The sequence below is a fragment of the Lewinellaceae bacterium genome, from assembly GCA_020636135.1.
Taxonomy (GTDB): domain Bacteria; phylum Bacteroidota; class Bacteroidia; order Chitinophagales; family Saprospiraceae; genus JAGQXC01.
Map to the genome: position 1 here is coordinate 587276 of JACJYK010000003.1, position 20087 is coordinate 607362.

12 protein-coding genes and 1 tRNA gene are annotated in these 20087 nt (G+C 47.7%); 8 read left to right on the forward strand and 5 right to left on the reverse strand.

From position 1 onward, the window contains the following. Positions 1 to 43: 43 nt before the first annotated feature. Complete coding sequence (gene ade / locus H6570_21745; GenBank protein ID MCB9321920.1) at positions 44 to 1666, forward strand: adenine deaminase; 1623 nt, start codon at positions 44 to 46, stop codon at positions 1664 to 1666. A 38-nt stretch (positions 1667 to 1704) separates the two neighbouring features. Next, positions 1705 to 2892, forward strand: coding sequence for a galactokinase (gene galK / locus H6570_21750; protein MCB9321921.1), 1188 nt, complete (start codon positions 1705 to 1707; stop codon positions 2890 to 2892). A gap of 11 nt (positions 2893 to 2903) precedes the next feature. Here galK and H6570_21755 read toward each other — a convergent pair whose 3' ends face one another. Next, a complete protein-coding gene (locus H6570_21755; GenBank protein MCB9321922.1) occupies positions 2904 to 4940 on the reverse strand; it encodes a transketolase in 2037 nt (678 codons plus the stop codon). Positions 4941 to 5558: 618 nt separating this feature from the next. Beyond that, a complete protein-coding gene (locus tag H6570_21760; protein ID MCB9321923.1) occupies positions 5559 to 7526 on the reverse strand; it encodes a carbohydrate kinase in 1968 nt (655 codons plus the stop codon). A gap of 774 nt (positions 7527 to 8300) precedes the next feature. Here H6570_21760 and H6570_21765 point away from each other — a divergent pair. Then, positions 8301 to 10490: a carbohydrate binding family 9 domain-containing protein gene (locus H6570_21765; GenBank protein MCB9321924.1), complete on the forward strand. Its 2190-nt coding sequence runs from the start codon at positions 8301 to 8303 to the stop codon at positions 10488 to 10490. 422 nt (positions 10491 to 10912) lie between these two features. Here the strand turns inward: H6570_21765 and H6570_21770 are convergent, their stop codons facing one another. Together H6570_21770 and H6570_21775 are read right to left on the reverse strand one after the other, a co-directional pair. Continuing rightward, positions 10913 to 11332 (reverse strand): hypothetical protein, encoded by a 420-nt coding sequence (locus H6570_21770; protein ID MCB9321925.1) that lies wholly within the window; start codon positions 11330 to 11332, stop codon positions 10913 to 10915. Positions 11333 to 11390: 58 nt separating this feature from the next. After that, positions 11391 to 11699 (reverse strand): hypothetical protein, encoded by a 309-nt coding sequence (locus H6570_21775; GenBank protein ID MCB9321926.1) that lies wholly within the window; start codon positions 11697 to 11699, stop codon positions 11391 to 11393. Positions 11700 to 11890: 191 nt separating this feature from the next. Between H6570_21775 and iolG the strand changes: the two genes are divergently transcribed. After that, positions 11891 to 12877 (forward strand): inositol 2-dehydrogenase, encoded by a 987-nt coding sequence (gene iolG / locus H6570_21780; protein ID MCB9321927.1) that lies wholly within the window; start codon positions 11891 to 11893, stop codon positions 12875 to 12877. A gap of 2050 nt (positions 12878 to 14927) precedes the next feature. Here the strand turns inward: iolG and H6570_21785 are convergent. After that, entirely contained in the window at positions 14928 to 15335 is a 408-nt protein-coding gene (locus tag H6570_21785; protein ID MCB9321928.1) for a hypothetical protein, read from the reverse strand. A gap of 500 nt (positions 15336 to 15835) precedes the next feature. On the opposite strand from H6570_21785, the gene H6570_21790 reads away from it, so the two are divergent. The 4 genes from H6570_21790 to H6570_21805 all read left to right on the forward strand — a co-directional run bounded on the left by H6570_21790 (position 15836) and on the right by H6570_21805 (position 19355). Further along, positions 15836 to 15906: transfer RNA gene (locus H6570_21790), tRNA-Cys, on the forward strand. 176 nt (positions 15907 to 16082) lie between these two features. After that, positions 16083 to 17405: a phage integrase SAM-like domain-containing protein gene (locus H6570_21795; protein ID MCB9321929.1), complete on the forward strand. Its 1323-nt coding sequence runs from the start codon at positions 16083 to 16085 to the stop codon at positions 17403 to 17405. Between the two features lie 295 nt (positions 17406 to 17700). Continuing rightward, positions 17701 to 17967 (forward strand): helix-turn-helix domain-containing protein, encoded by a 267-nt coding sequence (locus H6570_21800; protein MCB9321930.1) that lies wholly within the window; start codon positions 17701 to 17703, stop codon positions 17965 to 17967. After that, positions 17964 to 19355, forward strand: coding sequence for a hypothetical protein (locus H6570_21805; GenBank protein ID MCB9321931.1), 1392 nt, complete (start codon positions 17964 to 17966; stop codon positions 19353 to 19355). Before H6570_21800 ends, H6570_21805 begins: the two co-directional genes overlap by 4 nt. Positions 19356 to 20087: the final 732 nt, after the last annotated feature.

Consider the following 20087-nt stretch of genomic DNA (forward strand, 5'->3'; position numbering starts at 1 on the left):
TTTCTAAATTGCTACCGACTTCTAACAAAAACAACGTAAGGTGATTTGTACTGGTCGAATTGTAGATCTATACCAACGCCGGATCTATCCGGGTCATGTCGTTTTTGATGAATCAGGAATTAAAGAACTGATCCCGGACTCCGGAGTCACCGGCCCCTACATCATGCCGGGTTTTATCGATGCCCATGTCCATATTGAATCTTCCATGCTCCTTCCCACGGCGTTTGCCCGGATGGCGGTTCGCCATGGCACCGTAGCCACCGTCTCTGACCCGCACGAGATTGCCAATGTGTTGGGTTCATCCGGTGTCCATTATATGATCGGGAATGCACGGCAGACACCTTTTAAAGTCTTTTTCGGCGCACCTTCCTGTGTGCCGGCGACTTCTTTTGAGACTGCAGGTGCGACCATCGACGCAGCAGAAATTGACCGTTTATTGGGCGACCCGGATATCTGGTACCTCGCAGAGATGATGAATTATCCCGGTGTGTTGCATCAGGATCCGGAGGTACTGGCCAAAATAGCTGCAGCACAACAGCACGGTAAACCGGTGGACGGGCATGCCCCAACACTCACCGGTGACGAAGCTGTAAGGTATATTCAGGCAGGCATTTCAACCGATCACGAATGCATCACGCTGGAGGAAGCCCGGTTTAAGGCTCTTAACGGGATGAAGATCATCATCCGGGAGGGCAGTGCAGCGAAAAATTTCACGGAGCTCATCCCGTTGATCGGTGAGTACCCTGACCGGATCATGTTTTGCTCCGATGACAAACATCCGGATGACTTATTGGTCAGTCACATCAATGGCCTGGTAGCCAGGGCTATCGGGTTGGGTTACGACCTCTATGATGTGTTGAATGCCGCCTGTGTTAACCCCGTCCAACATTACCGGCTGCCGGTGGGCACCCTCCGACCGGGTGAGCCTGCCGATTTTATATTGGTGCCTGACTTGAAGAACATGGTACCCGTGGCTACATTCATCGGAGGTAAAAAAGTGTATGAACGGGGACAGGTATTGATCGATCATAATCCTCCGGCCGAAGTACCCAATGCATTTACCGCCCAATCGATTGTCCCTGCAGACCTTCATTTAACGGTCCGCCCGGGCGAGGCAAGGGTCATTCATTGCTGGGACGGATCATTGGTGACGCAAACACAAATGTATTCCGTACCGGAAGGTCAGACTGCATTTTCCGCAGATATACCGCAGGATGTCCTGAAAATAGTGGTGCTTAACCGGTACCGGAAGGCGCCTCCGGCGGTGGCATTGGTTCATGGATTTGGTCTGCAAAAGGGTGCCATGGCCTCCACCGTTGCGCACGACTCGCACAACATCATTGCAGTAGGTACCTCAGATGAAGCCATTTGCCGGGTTATCGATGAACTTGTCCGGAGTCATGGAGGGATAGCCGCCGGAGATCTGGATTCGATGCAGCATTTACCACTTCCGGTGGCCGGATTGATTGCCACCCTGGATGGTGACCTGGTAGCGGAACGATATACCGCCATAGATCGTTACACCAAAGAAGCTCTGGGCTGTACCCTCGCGGCACCATTCATGACCCTTTCTTTTTTAGCCCTGCTGGTGATTCCCCAACTCAAATTGAGTGATCTGGGATTATTTGATGGTCAAAAGTTTACATTTACAGAAGTAATGTGTTGAATCAACAAAATCTGTCTTCAAGCCCGAATCCGATCAAAATGAAAATGCATGCTCCATCACTTTTAGATCATGTGGTCGAGGAATTTAAGATCCATTTTAACCGCAACCCACTCGTACTGGCCCAGGCTCCCGGAAGGATCAATCTGATCGGTGAACATACGGATTACAACGATGGCCTGGTATTGCCGGGCGCCATTGACCGGAATACCATCTTTGCCCTGGGATTTTCCCCGGAGCCACAGATGTGTGAGGTACATGCCTTGGATGTGGGAGAAATGATACGCTTTGATATCAGTGATCTGGATAAAATGCAGACGCAGGGTTGGGGTCTATACGTCCTTGGGGTGGTAGCCGCCCTGCAACAGGCAGATTATCCGGTGCGTGGATTCCAGGCGGTCTTTGCCAGTACCGTGCCTCTGGGTTCAGGAGTATCGTCCTCCGCAGCTCTGGAATGCAGCTTGCTGATGGCTTGCCGCGAGTTATTCGACCTGGATATCGAACCCTTTACAATCGCCAAATTAGGCCAGTGGGCTGAACACCATTATCCGGGTGTCCTCTGCGGCCTCATGGACCAGTTTAGCAGCGTTATGGGTAAGCAGGATCAGCTCGTCTGTCTGGATTGTCGCGATCTGAGTTACCAATACATCGATTTTCCATTGCCGGATTACCGCTTTGTCCTCCTGAACACCAATGTCAAGCACAGTTTGTCTTCGTCGGAATACAATGTCCGCAAGCGAGAATGCCAGGAAGCCGTCCAGTTGATCGGTGAGGCAATGGGGGAGACCTTTCCCAGCTTGCGCGAGATCACCTTACCGCAACTACAAAAACATCAGGAAGTCCTGTCCGGTAAACAATACTTGCGCGCCTATCACGTGATCACGGAAAACGCCCGGGTGATGCAAATGATGCAGGAACTGGCCCGTGGTAATGAAGAGCAGATTGGCAGCCTTATGTTTGCATCCCACTACAGTCTGCGGGATGCCTATGAGGTCAGCTGCCCCGAACTGGATTTTCTGGTGGTGCAGGCCGAAAATCATCCCGGCGTCCTGGGTGCCCGCATGATGGGCGGTGGCTTCGGCGGTTGTACCATAAACCTGGTACAGGTTGACCAAATCGCGGATTTTATCAGCAAGACAACGGAAGCTTACCTGGAAAGCTACGGCATCCAGCTTACACCGATCACGGTCAAGCTGGCAGATGGTGCGGGCATTATTTCCAATCCTTAATGCCCACGGATTCAGGCCAGAAGTGCCTTTACCTGCTGGTAAACATTTTCCCCGGTGAATCCAAACTTTTCATCCAGAACCTGATAAGGGGCTGAATAACCAAAATGTTCCAGACCGAAGACTTTACCATTTTCACCAACCAGGCCTTCCAGGTTCACCGGTAACCCGGCGGTCATGCCAAAGCGTGGTATGCCTGCTGGCAGAATCGCATGTTGATAAGAGATATCCTGGTCACGGAATCGACCTTCCGAAGGTACCGAAACGATCCGTGTTTTGATCCCGTCGGCTTCCAGCAGGTGAGAGCCCTCTACCAGTGTGGCTACTTCCGATCCATTGGCCAGGAGTACCACATCCGCCTTGCCCTGACAATCCTGAACGATGTATCCTCCCCGCTCCGAAGCCAACGCCTCCTGATAGCGGCTTTCGCCGGCAGCAGGTAGATCCTTTATGCCCTGACGAGACAGGATCAGTCCGGTCGGAGTTTGTCGGTTTTCCAGAGCCATCTTCCAGGCTACTGTGGTTTCAGCTGAGTCAGCAGGACGCAATGCCAGCAGGCTGCGGTGGTGAGCATGATTTTTCAGTTTTTCCAGCAAGCGAAGTTGTGCTTCCTGCTCGATCGGTTGATGGGTAGGCCCATCTTCTCCGACCCGGAATGCGTCGTGGGTCCAGATGAAGATCACCGGGGTTTGCATCAACGCAGCCACCCGCAGCACAGGTTTCATATAATCGCTGAAGGCAAAGAAGGTGCCACAGGCAGGGATGACCCCACCGTGCAGTCCCATGCCGGTCATGATGGCAGCCATCGACAACTCGGAAACACCGGCTTGTAGGAAACCACCGGAGAAATTGCCTTTTTCAAATGCTTTGCGCTTCTTGAGGAAGGCGTCGGTTTTATCACTGTTGCTCAGGTCAGCTGAAGCGACCACCATATTTTCAACGTGGTCAGCCAGATAGGATAGTACCGCTGCCGATGCATCACGGGTGGCTGCATTTGCTTTTTGTGGTATGGATGCAAAATCAATGTCAGGTAGATGGCCACTCAGGAACTGATCGAGTTTTTTGGCCATTTCCGGATTGTCAGATGCCCATTTTTGCTGTCCATTTTTAGCTGCCGATACCTGCTTGCGTTTTTCCGCCAGCACAGATTGATAGTGTGCACGGACATCATCGAAGATGAGGAATGGATTGCCTGGATTGGCACCCAGATGTTGCAGGGTTTTTGGAAAGTCCCCATCGGTGCTACCCAATGGTTTGCCGTGCGTGTCAACTTTTCCTTCGTAGGGCGTACCATCTGCGGTGACTGCACCTTTACCCATGGTGGTATGACCGATGATCAGGCTGGGCCGCTCCGTCTCTGCCGTTGCTGCTTTGAGGGCCATGCGGATGGCATCCGGATCATTGCCAGGTATGGTCTGCACGTGCCATCCCCAGGCGCTGTATTTAGCTGCTGTGTCTTCGCGGGTGACTTCATGGACCTCAGTTGAAAGCTGGATGTCGTTGGCATCGTAAAACATAACCACCTGACCCAGTCCGAGGAATCCGGCAATACGGCCGACGCCCTGAGAGATTTCCTCCTGGATACCACCATCGGAGATGTAGATGAAGGTGCGGTGACTCATCCATTCTCCAAAACGTTCGACTAAAAAACGTTCGGCTATGGCAGAGCCGACACCGAAGGCATGACCCAGGCCCAGAGGCCCGCTGGTATTTTCGATGCCCCGTTTGACGTCAATCTCCGGGTGTCCCGGGGTAGGGCTGTCCCATTGCCGGAAGTTTTCCAGATCCTCCATGGAATAAGACCCGATTAACCCGAGTTGTGCATACAGCATGGCTGACATGTGCCCCGGATCAAGAAAGAACCGGTCGCGCATGGGCCAGGTCAGATCATCCGGATCGAAGTTGAGAAATTCAGAATACAGGATGTGGATGAAATCGGCTCCACCCATGGGTCCGCCCGGATGCCCGGATCTGGCTTTCTCGACCATGGCGATGGCCAGGGCCCGGATATTGTCTGCTGTCCTTTGATCGATCGATGTTTTGACTTCCATGCTATTGGATGCTTTTTGAATTGAGTTGCAAAGTTAACCTTTACAGTTAATGTGGAGGTGAATAGAGTTCATGAGTGGATTAGTTATTTAAGATTTCGGATTTCGGATTTCAGATTTGTTGGCTTCGTAAACTAACAGGTGAATTTAATGAGGGGATAAGTTAATGTGTGTTGTTAATCGAATATGGAGTTAATATGTTGATGAGGAGATAGGTTAATGTGTGCAGTTTATCCGGTACCCCCTATACACATATACAAATATACAACACCATACCACCACAACACCATAAAACCAGAAAACCAGAAATCCATACCACCAAAAAACCACCCCACTGAGTTAATGAGTTAATAAGGAGATAAGTTAATGAGTACGGCTACTACCTGCAACATATACAGATTTACAACGCCCCAACACCAAAACACCCCAAAACCAAAAAACCATACCACCATACCACCAAAAAACCACCCCACTGAGTTAATGAGTTAATAAGGAGATAGGTTAATGAGTACGGCTACTACCTGCAACATATACAGATATACAGATATACAACGCCCCAACAACAAAACACCCCAAAACCAAAAAACCATACCACCATACCACCAAAAACACCCCCCTTTTCTAAATCTTATCAATAAATTCCTGAAGGCTGCGGTTATTCTTGAGCTGCAGTTTCCTGCGCAGCCGGTAACGCTTCGTCTCCACTCCGCGGGGCGATAAGGCCAGGATGCGGGCAATGTCTTTGGTGCCTAACTTTTGACGCAGGAGCGCGCAAAGTTTCAGGTCTTGCTGGGTGAGGCCCGGGAATCGCTGGCGCAGCGTTTGGATGAAAGGGTCCTGCAGCAGATGCAGGTGGGATTCGAATTCATCCCAGCTGGTCTCGTCCATCACTTCTTCTTCCAGTTCGCGGCTAAGTTTGCGGAGACCTGAAATCTCCGGATATTGCTCACTCAGGCGGTTCAGTTTTTGGATGGTTTTCTCCCATTTTTTACGCTGGTTCTCCAGCTGGAGGGATGTTTTGGATAGTTCTGCCTCTTTCTGCTGCAGAGAAACCAGCCATTGTTGTTGCCGCTGCATGCTGTTGCTTTCGCTGCGGGCTATGTTTCTTTCCAGCATGTGCTCCAGGTAAGACTGCCAGTAGGTGTAAGCCTGATGGGTCTGGCCGTAATTCTGGCTGGGCTCGTAGACGGTATCGAGTTTTTGTACCCCCATGGCTTCTTCCAGGGAATGGTAAATGCCAATGGCTACGCCGGCAGCCCGGGCAGCGCCTGCCGCTCCCGTGGTGTCAAATACTTCGATCTGGCTGTTCATCAGGGTGGCGATGGTGGAGGAGAAGACCGGCGACTGAAACATGTTGTCGTTGCTGACGCGTATGACATCGATGTTCAGCCCCATTTTCTTGAGGATGTTCATCCCATAGACAAACGAGAAAGCCACTCCTTCTACCGCCGCCCGGTACAGATGGGCGCGCGTGTGCCGGTTAAACTGGATGTTAAAGATGTGGCTGTCCAGGTTGCGGTTATTCAGCATGCGTTCGGCCCCATTGCCGAAGGGCAGGATGCATAGTCCGTCTGAGCCCACCGGTACGCTGGACATCATCCGTTCCATATCCCAGTAGCTGTTACCGGGCCGGGCTACCTGATGGCGCATCCAGGCATACTGGATCCCGGCGCCATTAATACAGAGGAGGATCCCGATGCGGTTTTTTCCTTTTTGATGGTTGACGTGTGCGAAGGCATTGATGCGGGTACGCTCATCGTAAAGCGGTTTGTCCACCACGCCGTAGACGACACCCGAGGTACCGCTGGTGGCTGCGATCTCGCCCGGCTGCAACACTTTCAGCGATAAGGCATTGTTCGGTTGATCACCGGAACGGTAGGTGACGGGAATACCGGGTATCAGTCCCATCGCATTGGCTGCCTGCCTGGTAAGCTTGCCCTGAACCCCGAAGGTGGGTGTGATGGGAGGTATCATGTCCCGGTCGATGCCGTAATAGTCCAGCACCTCCGCGGCGATGGTATGATTTTTAAAATCCCACAGGATGGCTTCTGAGAGTCCGGGGATGGTCGTTGCAGTTTCACCAGTCATACGCAGGACCATGTAGTCTCCCGGCAACATAAACCGGGTGCCCTGGCTGTAGATCTCGGGCTCATTGTCCTTGACCCATTTTAACTTGGAGGCGGTAAAATTTCCCGGTGAATTCAGGTAATGCTCCAGGCAATAGCCGGTGCCGATGCCCTGGAATGCCTCATCACCCAATCCTACCGCCCGGCTGTCACACCAGATGATGGAAGGCCGCAAGACATGTTTTTCTTCGTCCACCAGGACCAGCCCGTGCATCTGATACCCCAGGCCGATGGCTTTGATCTGGTTGGGTGATACCTGCGTTTGCTTGAGGAGCATCTGGGTGGCAAAACACATGTTCTCCCACCAGATGGCCGGCTGCTGCTCAGCCCATCCCGGTTGCCGGGAGATCATATCCATTTCATGATCGGGGAAAGTGACCATGCCCGCTACCTGGTGGGTTCTGGTTTCCACCAGGGCTGCTTTCACGGTTGAGCTTCCTATGTCAAATCCTAATAAATACACGTTGACGTCAATCCCTCTCTTTCTAACGTTTGAGCGTTGCAGTTTGTAAAGGGGCTACGTCAAAAATACGCCAATTAAGAATAATTTCAGACATTCCAGCGATTTCTCGACTATGTCACAATGCTCTACTACCTCATTGTCATCTCGACCGACCGAAAGAGTACTGACGCCATGGTCAGCATAAAGTGGAGAGGCTTTGCTTGCGCTTGGCCTGATAAAAAATTAATTGTCTCCCCGAGATTAAGCGAGGGGTCTCGACTTCGTCCTCGTTCCTCGTCCTGTGCTCGAAATGACATATGGATTGGTTATGATTGTAAGACAGTTTATTGGTGTCACAAACATCTTCTACCTTATTGTCATCTCGACCGACCAAAGGGAGCGGAGAGATCTCTACCAACGGAGCGATGTCATCCTGCAAATACCCCAGAGAGATCTCTGCTTCGTCCTCGTACCTCGTCCTTCGCTCGAAATGACATAAGGATTGGTTATGATTGTAAGACAGTTTACTGGTGTTACAAACATCTTCTACCTCATTGTCATCTCGACCGACCGAAGGGTACTGACGCCATGGTCAGTATTAGCGTGGAGAGATCTCTATAATACAAAAGCATCAGGTTATCAGGAAATTGAAATCAAAAGAAAAACTCCTTAAACTCTGTGCATAACTCAGGGTAACTCTGTGGTTAAACCCACGTGCATATTGGATTCCCATCACAATTCCTCTCGATCATCCTTCACGAATCATTAAGTTTGCAACCGGAAAGGTTGAAAGATATGAAGACGCACTTGGGCAGGCTGTTCGGCCTGATGATGTATTTGGTTGTTCCCATGTTTTTGAGTGGTCAGGAGACCAATTCCATCCTGGTCCGTACCACGAAAGACCCGATAACCATCGACGGACGGATGAATGAATCAGCCTGGCAAAAAGCCGACAAGCTCACTAATTTTTGGCTTTGGTTTCCCGATGATACTTCACGTGCGCACTACCAGACCGAGATCTATATGATCCGTGATGCAAAAAAACTGTACATCGCAGCCAGGTGCTTTGCATCCGGCGATCATTACATCATCCCGGGTTTGCGCAGGGACTTCAGGGCAGGGGGCAATGACAACATCAGCCTGATATTTGATACGTTCAATGACGGAACCAATGCATTTTTGTTCGGATTGAATCCCCTGGGCGTACAGCGCGAAGCGCTCATCTCAGCCGGAGGACAGGAACTGGAAAATTTCGCCACCGCTTGGGATAATGTCTGGGAAGGCGAAGCCCAGATCTACGATGGGTATTATGTCTGCGAGTTTGCCATACCTTTCCAGACCTTGCGGTATAATGAAGGCGTCAACGAATGGAATTTCAACAGCTACCGCTTCGATTCGCAATCCAACGAGCAATCTACCTGGAACCGTATTCCCCGCAATCAGTGGATATTTAGCCTGGGACATATGGGTAAGATCATCTGGGAGGATCCACTGCCGAAAGCCGGGGCTAACCTCTCTCTGATTCCCTATCTCCGCGGAGGCATCAGTCAGGATCAGACGCATGAAGGCCTGGACCCGGAGGGTAACCTGGGTATCGACGCGAAGGTTGCCGTAACACCCGGGCTGAATCTCGACCTCACGGTCAACCCGGATTTTTCCCAGGTGGAAGTTGACCAGCAATTGACCAATTTGACGCGTTTTGAATTATCACTCCCGGAACAGCGGCAATTCTTTACGGAAAATTCGGACCTCTTTGGTTCTTTTGGAAATGCCAGTATCAATCCGTTTTTCTCACGGAGGATAGGCGTTGCCATCGACACGTCGACAGGGTTTCCAGTGCAAAATCCGATCTGGTATGGCGCCCGTCTGAGTGGAAAGATCAGCAACCCTTTACGGGTCGGATTGCTCAACCTGCAGACGGCGGCTGTCGGAGCCAGCGGAATCCCCAGCTCCAATTACACCACTGCGGTGGTCCAGCATAAGGTCTTTTCCCGCTCCAATGTAGGACTCATCTTTGTCAACAAACAGGATTTTGGCAAGGACCGGGATAGCGAAGACGACTACAACCGGGTGGTGGGCGCAGAATACAATCTGGCCAGCGCCAATAACGAGTGGAATGGCAAGGTGTTCCTGCAGCGGTCCTTTGTGCCGGGCACCCAACTGCAACCCTATGCGCACGGTACCCGCCTGAACTACATCGGCCGGCATCTGAATGCTACCTGGGAACACGAGTGGGTAGGGACGGATTATAACGCCCGCGTAGGTTTTGTTCCACGCCATGATTACTGGAAGGTGAGTCCCAAGTTCCAGACCTTCTTCTACCCGGAGCATGGTATCATCAACAACCATGGACCCGGCATCGAGTGGTCCACATTCTGGAAACCCGGTTTTGGTCGCTCTGACCAGGAGATCATGTATTATTGGGAAATAGATTTCCGGGGTACCCAGACCTTACGTGTCGGCGCTATCCAGTCCTTTATCCATTTGTTTGAAGCCTTTGACCCCAGCCGGACCAATGCTACGCCCTTACCCGGCGACCGGGATTACCGGTTCACCTATTTTGGTGCAGTCTTTAAATCCGATCAGCGCAAGGCAGCCTATTTTCAGCTGACTCCGCTATTCGGCCCATTTTACAATGGCAAATTGCTGTCCCTGGACATGCAGACCTCATTCCGCTTTCAGCCCTATGCCACCCTGGCTGTCAACGGGAGCTTCAACCGGTTGCGGTTTCCGGAGCCCTATGCCACGCGCAATGTAATCCTCTTCGGTCCGCGGCTGGACCTCACCTTCAACAAAAAGTTATTCCTGACCGCTTTCTTCCAGTACAACGATCAGGCGGAGAACATCAACATCAATACGCGGTTGCAATGGCGGTTTAAGCCGGTCTCCGATTTCTACCTGGTGTATACCGATAATTATTACACCGACTTCGCTGCCAAGAACCGTGCGGTTGTCGCCAAGCTGACGTATTGGTTGAACATTTGAGATGGACTATCGTTACAAAGGTGCAACAATGGATTATTATCCCAAGACGATTGAAAGCCAGCCACTGACACATTGGTCAGCAGAATTGGTGAGATTTCTCGACTTGTGTTTGTTCCTCAGACTGCGCTCGAAATGACAAAAGGTTTATTAAGGTGTTCTTCCTTAATATTTCCATTTGCTCATTCAAGATGAAAACAATCATTTTACCTATCCTGCCTCATTTTCATCCCGACCAATCTTCTCTTGCGTACTTTTCATCCCGACAGACCCACTCCCCACTTATTGTCATCTCGACCGACCGCAGGGAGTGGAGAGATCTCAGTAATTTGAATCCGCATTAAACAATGTCGATAGTTTAAGCAGATTTGCCACCAGGCAATCTGAGTGCAAATTCGAAGTGTCAGGCTGAACGGAGTCGAAGCCTACTTCCCTCTTCCCAGCATCCATCCGGCAACACCACCGCCGACAGCCATGATCACCGTGAAGATGACGATGTCCAGGATGGTCCCGCTTAAAGACATAATGTTTGCAGTGGCAAACATGGTCAGGTCAAAGGCGGCTGCGGCCAGCAAGCCAATGATGGCTCCACCTTTGAGGCCGCCCATGAAGGTGGATATGTTCGCCCATGTACCGAAGATGTAAGCCAGCAGGAACCCCCAGAGTAGGTTACCAATAATCAAAGCCCACCAGACCATAGCATCCATTTCTTTCATGACTCCGGGGGCTGAGCCTGTCATCGTTTCCATCGTACTCATGAAGATCACTCCGTAGAGTAGATATCCCATAAGGAATACCGCGATGCCTGATATCAGTCCGCTGATAAGAATTTTGTTAGCTCCCATTAATTGTTGGTTTTATGTTGTAATGAAATTGATTGAAGACGGCTGGAGAGGAAGTAGCTCAGTTGGTGTCTTTCCAGAAACTGGCTACGCCGCTGATGGCTGCGCAGATTACAGCCAGCGAACCGAAGTGTTTCAAATCACCGGTAAGAGCCATTGGGGAAGTCGAATAAGCTGAAATACCGGCTTTCAGATACAAAAACAGGGTTGTCATGCCCGGTACATTGCTTGAGGTCTGGATTCCGTGTTCGAGCGGAGCCAGTGGTTGCGTAAGCATACCGGTAAGCAACAGACAATATAGTGTACAACCCAATACACTGGCGGCAATACCTGCGATCACCCCGCTGATAATAATTTTACGGACTGGCATAATGATGAATTGATTTTTAATTCGTCATTTCAGCCAGATTTACATTGTTAATATCGTTATTTCATTTGAAATGTCATAATATATTTTTGGTAGTCTGTTAATGACAGAATTATATCAGGCCATGGTGAAAGATTTTAGCCTGGCAAGGCCCTGCGGGTTTTCGTAACTTGGGGCATAGCAAATTTAATCCGATGCATATTGCGATAGCCGGTATGGGACGGATGGGTCAGACTCATCTCAAGTCCCTGGCGTTAAATTTTCCGGAGCTGCACCTGCATGTGGTGAGCGCCCGGAAGGAGGGGCATGATTTCGCCCGCAAATTTGGCGTAGAACATTGTTATACGGACCTGGATGAGGCATTGGCGCATCCGGAAGTCACAGCGGTGATCATTTGTTGTCTGTCGGACCTGCATGTCACCCAGGTGGAGAAAGCCATCAAGGCGGGCAAACACGTATTTGTAGAAAAGCCACTGGCGATGGACCTCGCTACCATCCACCGGCTGGACGAGCTGGCCAAAAGCCGCAAGGTCCATCTGATGGTTGGCTTCAATCAGCGTTTTGATCCCACATGGTCGCGGATCCAGGAAGAAGTTGCGGAAGGAAAGATCGGTTCACTGCGTCTGATGCAGATCACCAGCCGGGATCCAATACCTCCCAATATGAAGTTTGCCAAAGCTTCCGGAGGGTTGTTTATGGATATGATGATCCATGATTTTGACATGGTTCGCTTTGTGACCGGTCAGGAGGTAAAGGAGGTGTATGCCAAGGGGGCAGTCAAGGTGGTTCCGGAGCTGGCGAAAATAGGTGATGTCGATACGGCGGTGGTGGTGTTGACGCTGGAAGATGGGTCGATGGCGGTCATTGACAATTGCCGTGAAGCCAAGTATGGCTATGATCAGCGCATGGAGGTCTTTGGATCCGAGGGTATGCTGCAGGGCCACAACCAATACGGGGACACGGTATTGCATTACGATGAGCAGGGCCAGCACCGTGACAAGCCGCTGTATTTCTTCATGGAGCGATATCAGCAGTCGTATTTCCGGCAGATGGAGGCTTTTATTCAGGTATTGGAGGGTAAGATGCCGGTGCCAGTTGGTGCGTACGAGACGGGGCAAGCGACCGAGATTGCGCTTGCCGCCATCAAGTCCGTCAAGACCGGCAAGCCGGTCCTCTTGTAACAGGGGAGTTCTTCAAGGTGATCTCAGAAGTGTTCAAAAGTTTGGGTTCGGCTTGCAAATAATAGAGCTTGCTTTAAACAGAGTCGGGTTTCATTTTTGTTTATATTCTGTTTTCCAAGTTTAATATTGGAATGTTCTGATAATCTCATTCCGTGCTTACAGTTAAACGGGCTTTCAGAGCTTTCTTGCTTTTTTTCCGCAAAAAAGCAACAAAAAACTCGTAACCCGCAAAACTCACCTTGGTGCTCTGTCGTTTCATTTGGCGTGCCATTGCATTTGATCTTCAACCATCCCTCCTTTGATGTCCTTCCCGCCAACCACCGTCTTTCGACGGCAATCAAAGTAGGGTGTATCAATTGTTCAAACAGTTGCGGCTTACCCCAAAGCCCGGATCATTTTGCTTTGAATCACCTTCATTCCTTTGACCCTAAACGTCAAGTAACTACATCCACACAAAAAGATTCATGAGCAGTAGGCGAGTACAGCGAAACTGAAGTTAAGGGAGTCTCCCTTGCGTTATGCCTGGTGTTAAAGCTGAAGGGTGATTAGGGGGGATGTCGCGGTGCATAGGATCCTGGTGCCGGTGGGGGCGTACGAGACGGGGCAAGCGACCGAGATTGCGCTTGCCGCCATCAAGTCCGTCAAGACCGGCAAGCCGGTCCTCTTGTAACAGGGGTCATGTGAAAGGTGTTCTCAGAAGTGTTCATGGTTGTGCCTTTCGGCAGAATAAGCTTTATTTCGTTGTTGTCACATTTATCAATGTGTACTGACGATTACCGTCGTGATGTCAGCATTGTCCTGAAGACGGAGCCGAAATGGAGAAATCTTTATGATGTTTTAGGTTTAGAGCTTGGAAGTTTTTCGTTCAGTTCTTTGCTTTAATTTTTGTTCCCTTTTTGAATCGGCAAAAAGGGAGAAAAACCTCGTAACCCGCAAAACTCACTTAAGTTTAAGTTCAATTTTAAAGGTTCAGTTTCTTCCGTTCTTTACTCATCCCTCCTTTGATGTCCTTCCCGCCAACCACCGTCTTTCGACGGCAATCAAAGTAGGGTGTATCAATTGTTCAAACAATTGCGGCTTACCCCAAAGCCCGGATCATTTTGCTTTGAATCACCTTCATTCCTTTGACCCTAAACGTCAAGTAACTACATCCACACAAAAAGATTCATGAGCAGTAGGCGCGTACAGCGAAACTAAAGTTAAGGGAGTCTCCCTTGCGTTATGCCTGGTGTAAAAGCTGAAGCTGAAGGGTGATTAGGGGGGATGTCGCGGTGCATAGGATCCTGGTGCCGGTGGGGGCGTACGAGACGGGGCAAGCGACCGAGATTGCGCTTGCCGCCATCAAGTCCGTCAAGACCGGCAAGCCGGTCCTCTTGTAACAGGGGTCATGTGAAAGGTGTTCTCAGAAGTGTTCATGGTTGTGCCTTTCGGCTGAATAAGCTTTATTTCACGAATTCTCGCAATTGTCATGGCTTAGCAACCCGAAGGTTGCTGCTGCCATCTTTCTACTTTTTATCATTTCGTACTGACGATCACTATCGTGATATAAGCATCGTCCTGAAGGCGGAGCCGAAATGGAGAAATCTTTATGATGTTTTAGGTTTAGAGCTTGGAAGTTTTTCGTTCAGTTCTTTGCTTTAATTTTTGTTCCCTTTTTGAATCGGCAAAAAGGGAGAAAAACCTCGTAACCCGCAAAACTCACTTAAGTTTAAGTTCAATTTTAAAGGTTCAGTTTCTTCCGTTCTTTACTCATCCCTCCTTTAATGTCCTTCCCGCCAACCACCGTCTTTCGACGGCAATCAAAGTAGGGTGTATCAATTGTTCAAACAGTTGCGGCTTACATCTTTGCCCACCGGTTATGACTTGCAAATATTCATTCCGTTGACAAATATGTCATGGCGAAACAGCCCGAAGGGTACTGCTGACATCTGTTTGTCGAATGTCAGGCTGAGCGAAGTCGAAGCCTGAACGACTGCCCAGGAGCGTCAGTGCTCCGTGCCACTCTGTGCCGTACTCGGAGTAACTCTGTGGTTAAATCTAAATCCTCAAATCACAGTTTTGTTATCTCAATCCGTACTCTATAGTCCTCCGGTTTAATCGATTCCGGGGTATCCGGATAGGGTGTCACTTCGATCATCCGATACAGATATCCGTTGTGTTCGACCTGTGTTTTCGTTTGTGTTGTTTCATAATCGGTGGTAGACAGTTGGATTGTATCCTGTCCATTCTTCTCAAAGAGGAAGTAGGCGGTAGCTACTCCGGCCCAGAAGCAATCAACCTGGGTCGGACACCGGCTGTCATCGATCTTGAAGAGAGTCAGGTCCGCATTCTGGTCACCCAGATGTTTTGTCTCTCCGATTTTGAAGGCACTGTCCTGATACAGGTCAAGGTTTTTTTTCGTGCATGCCATACTGCCCAGTAAGAGCAGGGTCAGGCTAAAGATTAAAGGATATTTCATTTTAGTGTCGTTTCTTACATTAACGTTACCGTGCGATGAAAAGGTTGGGTGGTAAATCCAAAAAGTTGGTATATTTGACGCTCTTTAGCCGGACCACGGATGCGGGTATCCAACTCTGGCTGAAGTAATCAGTTGTGATTTTGACATCGATGGTGTGTATGACCTGGGCTCATAAGCTGCAATGCTGATTGAAAAAGTGGTAAGGTATTTGAGAATATGGGGTGAAGGATTAAAGCTGAAAGGTTAAAGACAGTTAGAACACTTGACGATAGAACTTATTGCACAAGTCTCATATCTGGTGTCTCAAATCGCACATCTAGTTTATGGTCGGTTGGCCCCGCCTTCGCTAAAGCTCCGTTGGGCAGGCGAGTGTGCTAGGCAGAGGCCTCCAAAAACCTTGTACAGCGGTTCTCATCCTAAAGTGGGTGGGATAGAATGATTGAAAGAATCACAACCATTGAGTCTGAATACTCAATACTGAATACTGAAATACTAGAAATGGTCGGTTGGCCGAGTGGCTAGGCAGAGGTCTGCAAAACCTCGTACAGCGGTTCGAATCCGCTACCGACCTCAAAATCTTAAAGTCCCTTTATTCGATTTGAATAGAGGGATTTTTTATTGGCTGAAAATCAGCATATTACGAGATCGGGTGTTTAAATCCGTTTAAATGAGTTTAAGCATTTTTGTACCCCATCTTGTACCCCAACCCAAAATGGAGTAATTTAGAAGCAGCTAAAGAGCCTTCTGATGAACTACAAGAACATCAAATTCTACCTCAAGCGAACGAATGGTGATCAGCCCACCGCCATCTATGCCAAGCTGCAATTGAACAAGAAGCCTTTCAAGTATTACATCGGCGATAGCATCATTCCTGCACTCTGGGATGCCAATCAAGGGAAACCTACTTCAGACTCGGACATGGTGAAAGCCTTTGCCAAAGTCCAGCCCCAAATCCGGGTGATCATGCAAAACATCCAGACGCAAATAGATAAGGTTAGAAATGCCATTGTGGCCTTTGTAAACCTCCAGGAGTCTACGGGTAACGTGGTGACCTCAGATCAATTGAGAGACCATTTGGATGAGCTTTTGGGTAAAGAGAAAGATACGAAGGGAACCAAGCTGAGTGACTACATCGATCACTTCATCCGTGATATTGAATCTGGTGCTCGACTGACACCGAATAAAACACGTTATTCCGAAGGCACCATCAAGAACTATTATGGCTTCAGGACCCAGTGGTTATTGTTCCAGAAGGAGATCAGGAAGACCTTGGACTTCGATGACATCACCCTGGATCTCTACAATCGGTACATCCAATTCTTTACCAGGAAGAACTATTCAATTAATACCATCGGTCGCCATGTCAAGGCACTGAAGGTTATCATGGGAGCTGGAAAAGAAGATGGATTGCATCAAAATAAAATTTATCGACATAGGAAGTTTCAAGTGCTCACCGCAAAGATTGATAGTATCTATCTGTCCGAAACCGAGGTCCAATCTATATTTGATCTAGACCTATCAGATTCCCCTCATCTTGACCTGGCTCGTGACGTATTTTTATTGGGATGCTATACCACGCTGCGCTATTCGGATGTGTCCAGGATCAAACCCCATCATGTGATCGAGGAAGGCAGTAAATGCTATCTAAATATTTACAACCAGAAGACAGAGAAACCTACCATTGTCCCTCTTAAACCTGAAGCCCTGCACATTCTTGCCAAGTACGAGAATGAGATCCCCAAGACATACGAGCAGAAAGTCAACAAATACATCAAAGAAGTTGGCAAGATGGCTGGTATTGATAATCAAGTTGAGATCATTGAAAAACGCGGAGGTTTGAAACTTAAAAAAGTAGTGCCTAAGTACCAGCTGATCATGACCCATACCGCCAGGAGATCAGGAGTGACTAATATGTGCCTAAGAGGGATTGATACGCTTTTAATCATGAAGATCACCAATCATGCATCGGAAAAGGACCTGCTTAAGTATATTCGGATAAGCCGGGAAGAGTCCGCTAGGAAGTTGGCTAGTCATGAATATTTCAAATTTTCAGATATGAAAAGAGTGTAAACTCCTTGCAAGTATTTTCAAACCCACGTCCATTCAGAGGTAAAATTTGTCTATAATCCATTGATAATCTATTTTTTAAGTTTTGCATTATAGCACTATCTATTGATTTACCAATGAATGTACTTTATCAAGTCATGTGAAGCCTGATAATACATATACACTTCTTTAATATAAGCCTTTCATATACGAAAATCTTTTTCTCAACCAGAGATGTTCAGTCTTACAATAAGGTTGAGCAATTAGTTCTTGGACACACGGATAATGGTTGCATTGAGCCTCTCAAAAGGTTAATAGTATGGGTAGTATTAATATAATACAAGGGGATTTTGAGGAATTCATTTCTGGCATCGTAGAGAGAGTAGTTGCCGAAGTGGATAAAAAACTTCTGCAACCAAAATCAGAAGAGGTTCTTTCCTGTCGACAGGTAGAAGAACTATTGGATATCTCACCTACAACGCGTATTGCATGGACGAAAAACGGGATACTTAAAGCCCATGCTCTAGGCAGTCGCAAGTACTACAAGCGGTCTGACATTGATTCATCTTTAATTCCGATAAGATGACCCCAGGACGAGCTTTTGCAATGCACTATGATTGTAGACTACCCAAAAATATTGATCTTGATAAGATCCTTCATAAGCATCCTTTTAACCCACGTTTACATAAGGATAATCCAATTGCCATCAAAGATCGACTTGCATTGGTTTTGGATATGCTCATGGGTTCATTAAACATCAAATGGGGACACGGAGAAGATAAAGATTGTTACGCCAATCTTTGCTCTACCATCCTACAGGATCTTGTAAGGGATTACAAAGGATATATAGCTTTTGCGATTGAAGTCGGAATCATTGAGAAAGGCGACAACTATTTCGTTGGCAAGAAATGTACCTCTTATCGGTTCACGAAGTTATACCGAACCTCCAAGAAGCTACAATTTCATTATATCTACGAAAAGGCTTTGGTGAAAAGGATATGGTCGGCGAAAATAGATCCGGAAGCCGTTAAAAAATATCTACACCTACATGACCAAATAGGCCATTTAAGTGTGGATTGGATAGAAGCTGAAAAGTTCCTTGATGAACTCTATGGAAAAGACGAATTCAGAAAAGAGTTGCAACGGAATAGCTTAAGGAGACTAAAAGATCAAAAATATTGGACGTTTAAGATCGGAGGGACAGGACGTCTATACACTCCGTTAAGCAATATTCATGAAGAACTACGTAAGACATTGCGGTATAATAGTGAGCCGTTGGTGGGGTTGGATATCAAGAACTCTATACCATTCTTCAGTATGGCATTTTTCATCAAAGCAGTGTATGAAGAACAAGGTGTTGAAAAGTTGATTTTAGCTAATAATGAAAGTTTAAATAGTAAAGCAAAGTGGGAAAAGAACCAGGGGACATCCCGACGCCCCCTGGTTATCTTAGTTGATTTTCAAAATAGGCTAGATGAAATTCCAGATCTCAAGGAATTTGTGGAGTTGGTTAAGAGTGGAGAACTCTATGAATTACTTATGGAATTGTTTAACATCCCTGACAGAACAGAAGCAAAAAAGAAGTTCTTGGCAATACTAAACGCTCCGAGTCATTGGGAGTCCCGAAGGAGGGCATCCCTGGTAAAACGTTTTCCAAGTGTTATGCAAGCTATTGATCTTATAAATACAGGTTACACCAAGACCAAGCAGGGTATAGGAAAAGGAGAAAAAAAGATTAATTGGAAACCAGGTGATCAGGTCTGCACCTTAGCTCATGTTACCCAGCAGTTAGAAGCACGCTTTTTACTTGATACCGTTTGCAAAGCGATAGAAGAGGATCATCCGGAGGTTCCGATGCTTACATTGCACGATTGCATTTTTACAACGCAGAATCACATTGCACTTGTCAAATCATATATGGAAAGACACGCAGTAGAGTTTATGGGATTTGCACCGGGAATAGAGGTGAAGTAATTTCATACTTTCAAGGTCCTCAACAATACGTACTACTTATGTGATTGACAATGGAGTAAATATTTAATGGGAAAAAATGATGGAAGTTAAGGGAAGATAAGAGGGCTGACAAAAGGCGGTTGACAGTGATATGGTTATTTCTTATATTTTGAATAGTAGTGGTAGAAATTTTTAAATACCCCAATATATTTATGGTTACCCCTATAACTTGTGCTCCCTTCAATAATCGAATCATTGTATTGATAAATAGAAAATATTAAATAATAACCTATTCGGCCAGACGCAGACGTAACTCTCGGTCCCCATATTCCTTCCTTGCCAGCTAAATATTTTTCAAAATCCTTTTGTGTCGGATTTAATAGGGCTAATAGAAGTATTGTTCCTGTTAGCCCAATCAATATTTTCTTTCTCTTGGTCACTGTCATGTCAATTTTAGTGAAATAAAAAAGTCAGTATCTACCAGCCTCGATAACAAGATGACTTTGCAGGTTATGCAAATGTAATCAAGAAAACGTCTTTTAGGAGGCTACAATCCACGGACAAAGTTAAGTTGATTTCTTGCCAGCATGAGCAACTCATCCTCAAAAAAAGAGATATGATAGATCGCTTGCCACTTAATTGGTGGATTAGTACTAGGTGGCCCAAGGTCTCGGTGAAGTTCAATTGCAACATTAAGAGTTATCCATCCTTTCTTTGATATGATTTCCCTCTTGTCGTACTTTTACAATTCCT

Bases quoted from the DNA above. Each gene is read 5' to 3' on its own strand.
- H6570_21755 (MCB9321922.1), bottom strand. From the start codon at position 4,940: ATGGAAGTCAAAACATCGATCGATCAAAGGACAGCAGACAATATCCGG.
- H6570_21765 (MCB9321924.1), top strand. From the start codon at position 8,301: ATGAAGACGCACTTGGGCAGGCTGTTCGGCCTGATGATGTATTTGGTT.
- H6570_21775 (MCB9321926.1), bottom strand. From the start codon at position 11,699: ATGCCAGTCCGTAAAATTATTATCAGCGGGGTGATCGCAGGTATTGCC.
- H6570_21795 (MCB9321929.1), top strand. From the start codon at position 16,083: ATGAACTACAAGAACATCAAATTCTACCTCAAGCGAACGAATGGTGAT.
- H6570_21770 (MCB9321925.1), bottom strand. From the start codon at position 11,332: ATGGGAGCTAACAAAATTCTTATCAGCGGACTGATATCAGGCATCGCG.
- H6570_21800 (MCB9321930.1), top strand. From the start codon at position 17,701: ATGGGTAGTATTAATATAATACAAGGGGATTTTGAGGAATTCATTTCT.
- H6570_21785 (MCB9321928.1), bottom strand. From the start codon at position 15,335: ATGAAATATCCTTTAATCTTTAGCCTGACCCTGCTCTTACTGGGCAGT.
- iolG (MCB9321927.1), top strand. From the start codon at position 11,891: ATGCATATTGCGATAGCCGGTATGGGACGGATGGGTCAGACTCATCTC.
- galK (MCB9321921.1), top strand. From the start codon at position 1,705: ATGAAAATGCATGCTCCATCACTTTTAGATCATGTGGTCGAGGAATTT.
- H6570_21805 (MCB9321931.1), top strand. From the start codon at position 17,964: ATGACCCCAGGACGAGCTTTTGCAATGCACTATGATTGTAGACTACCC.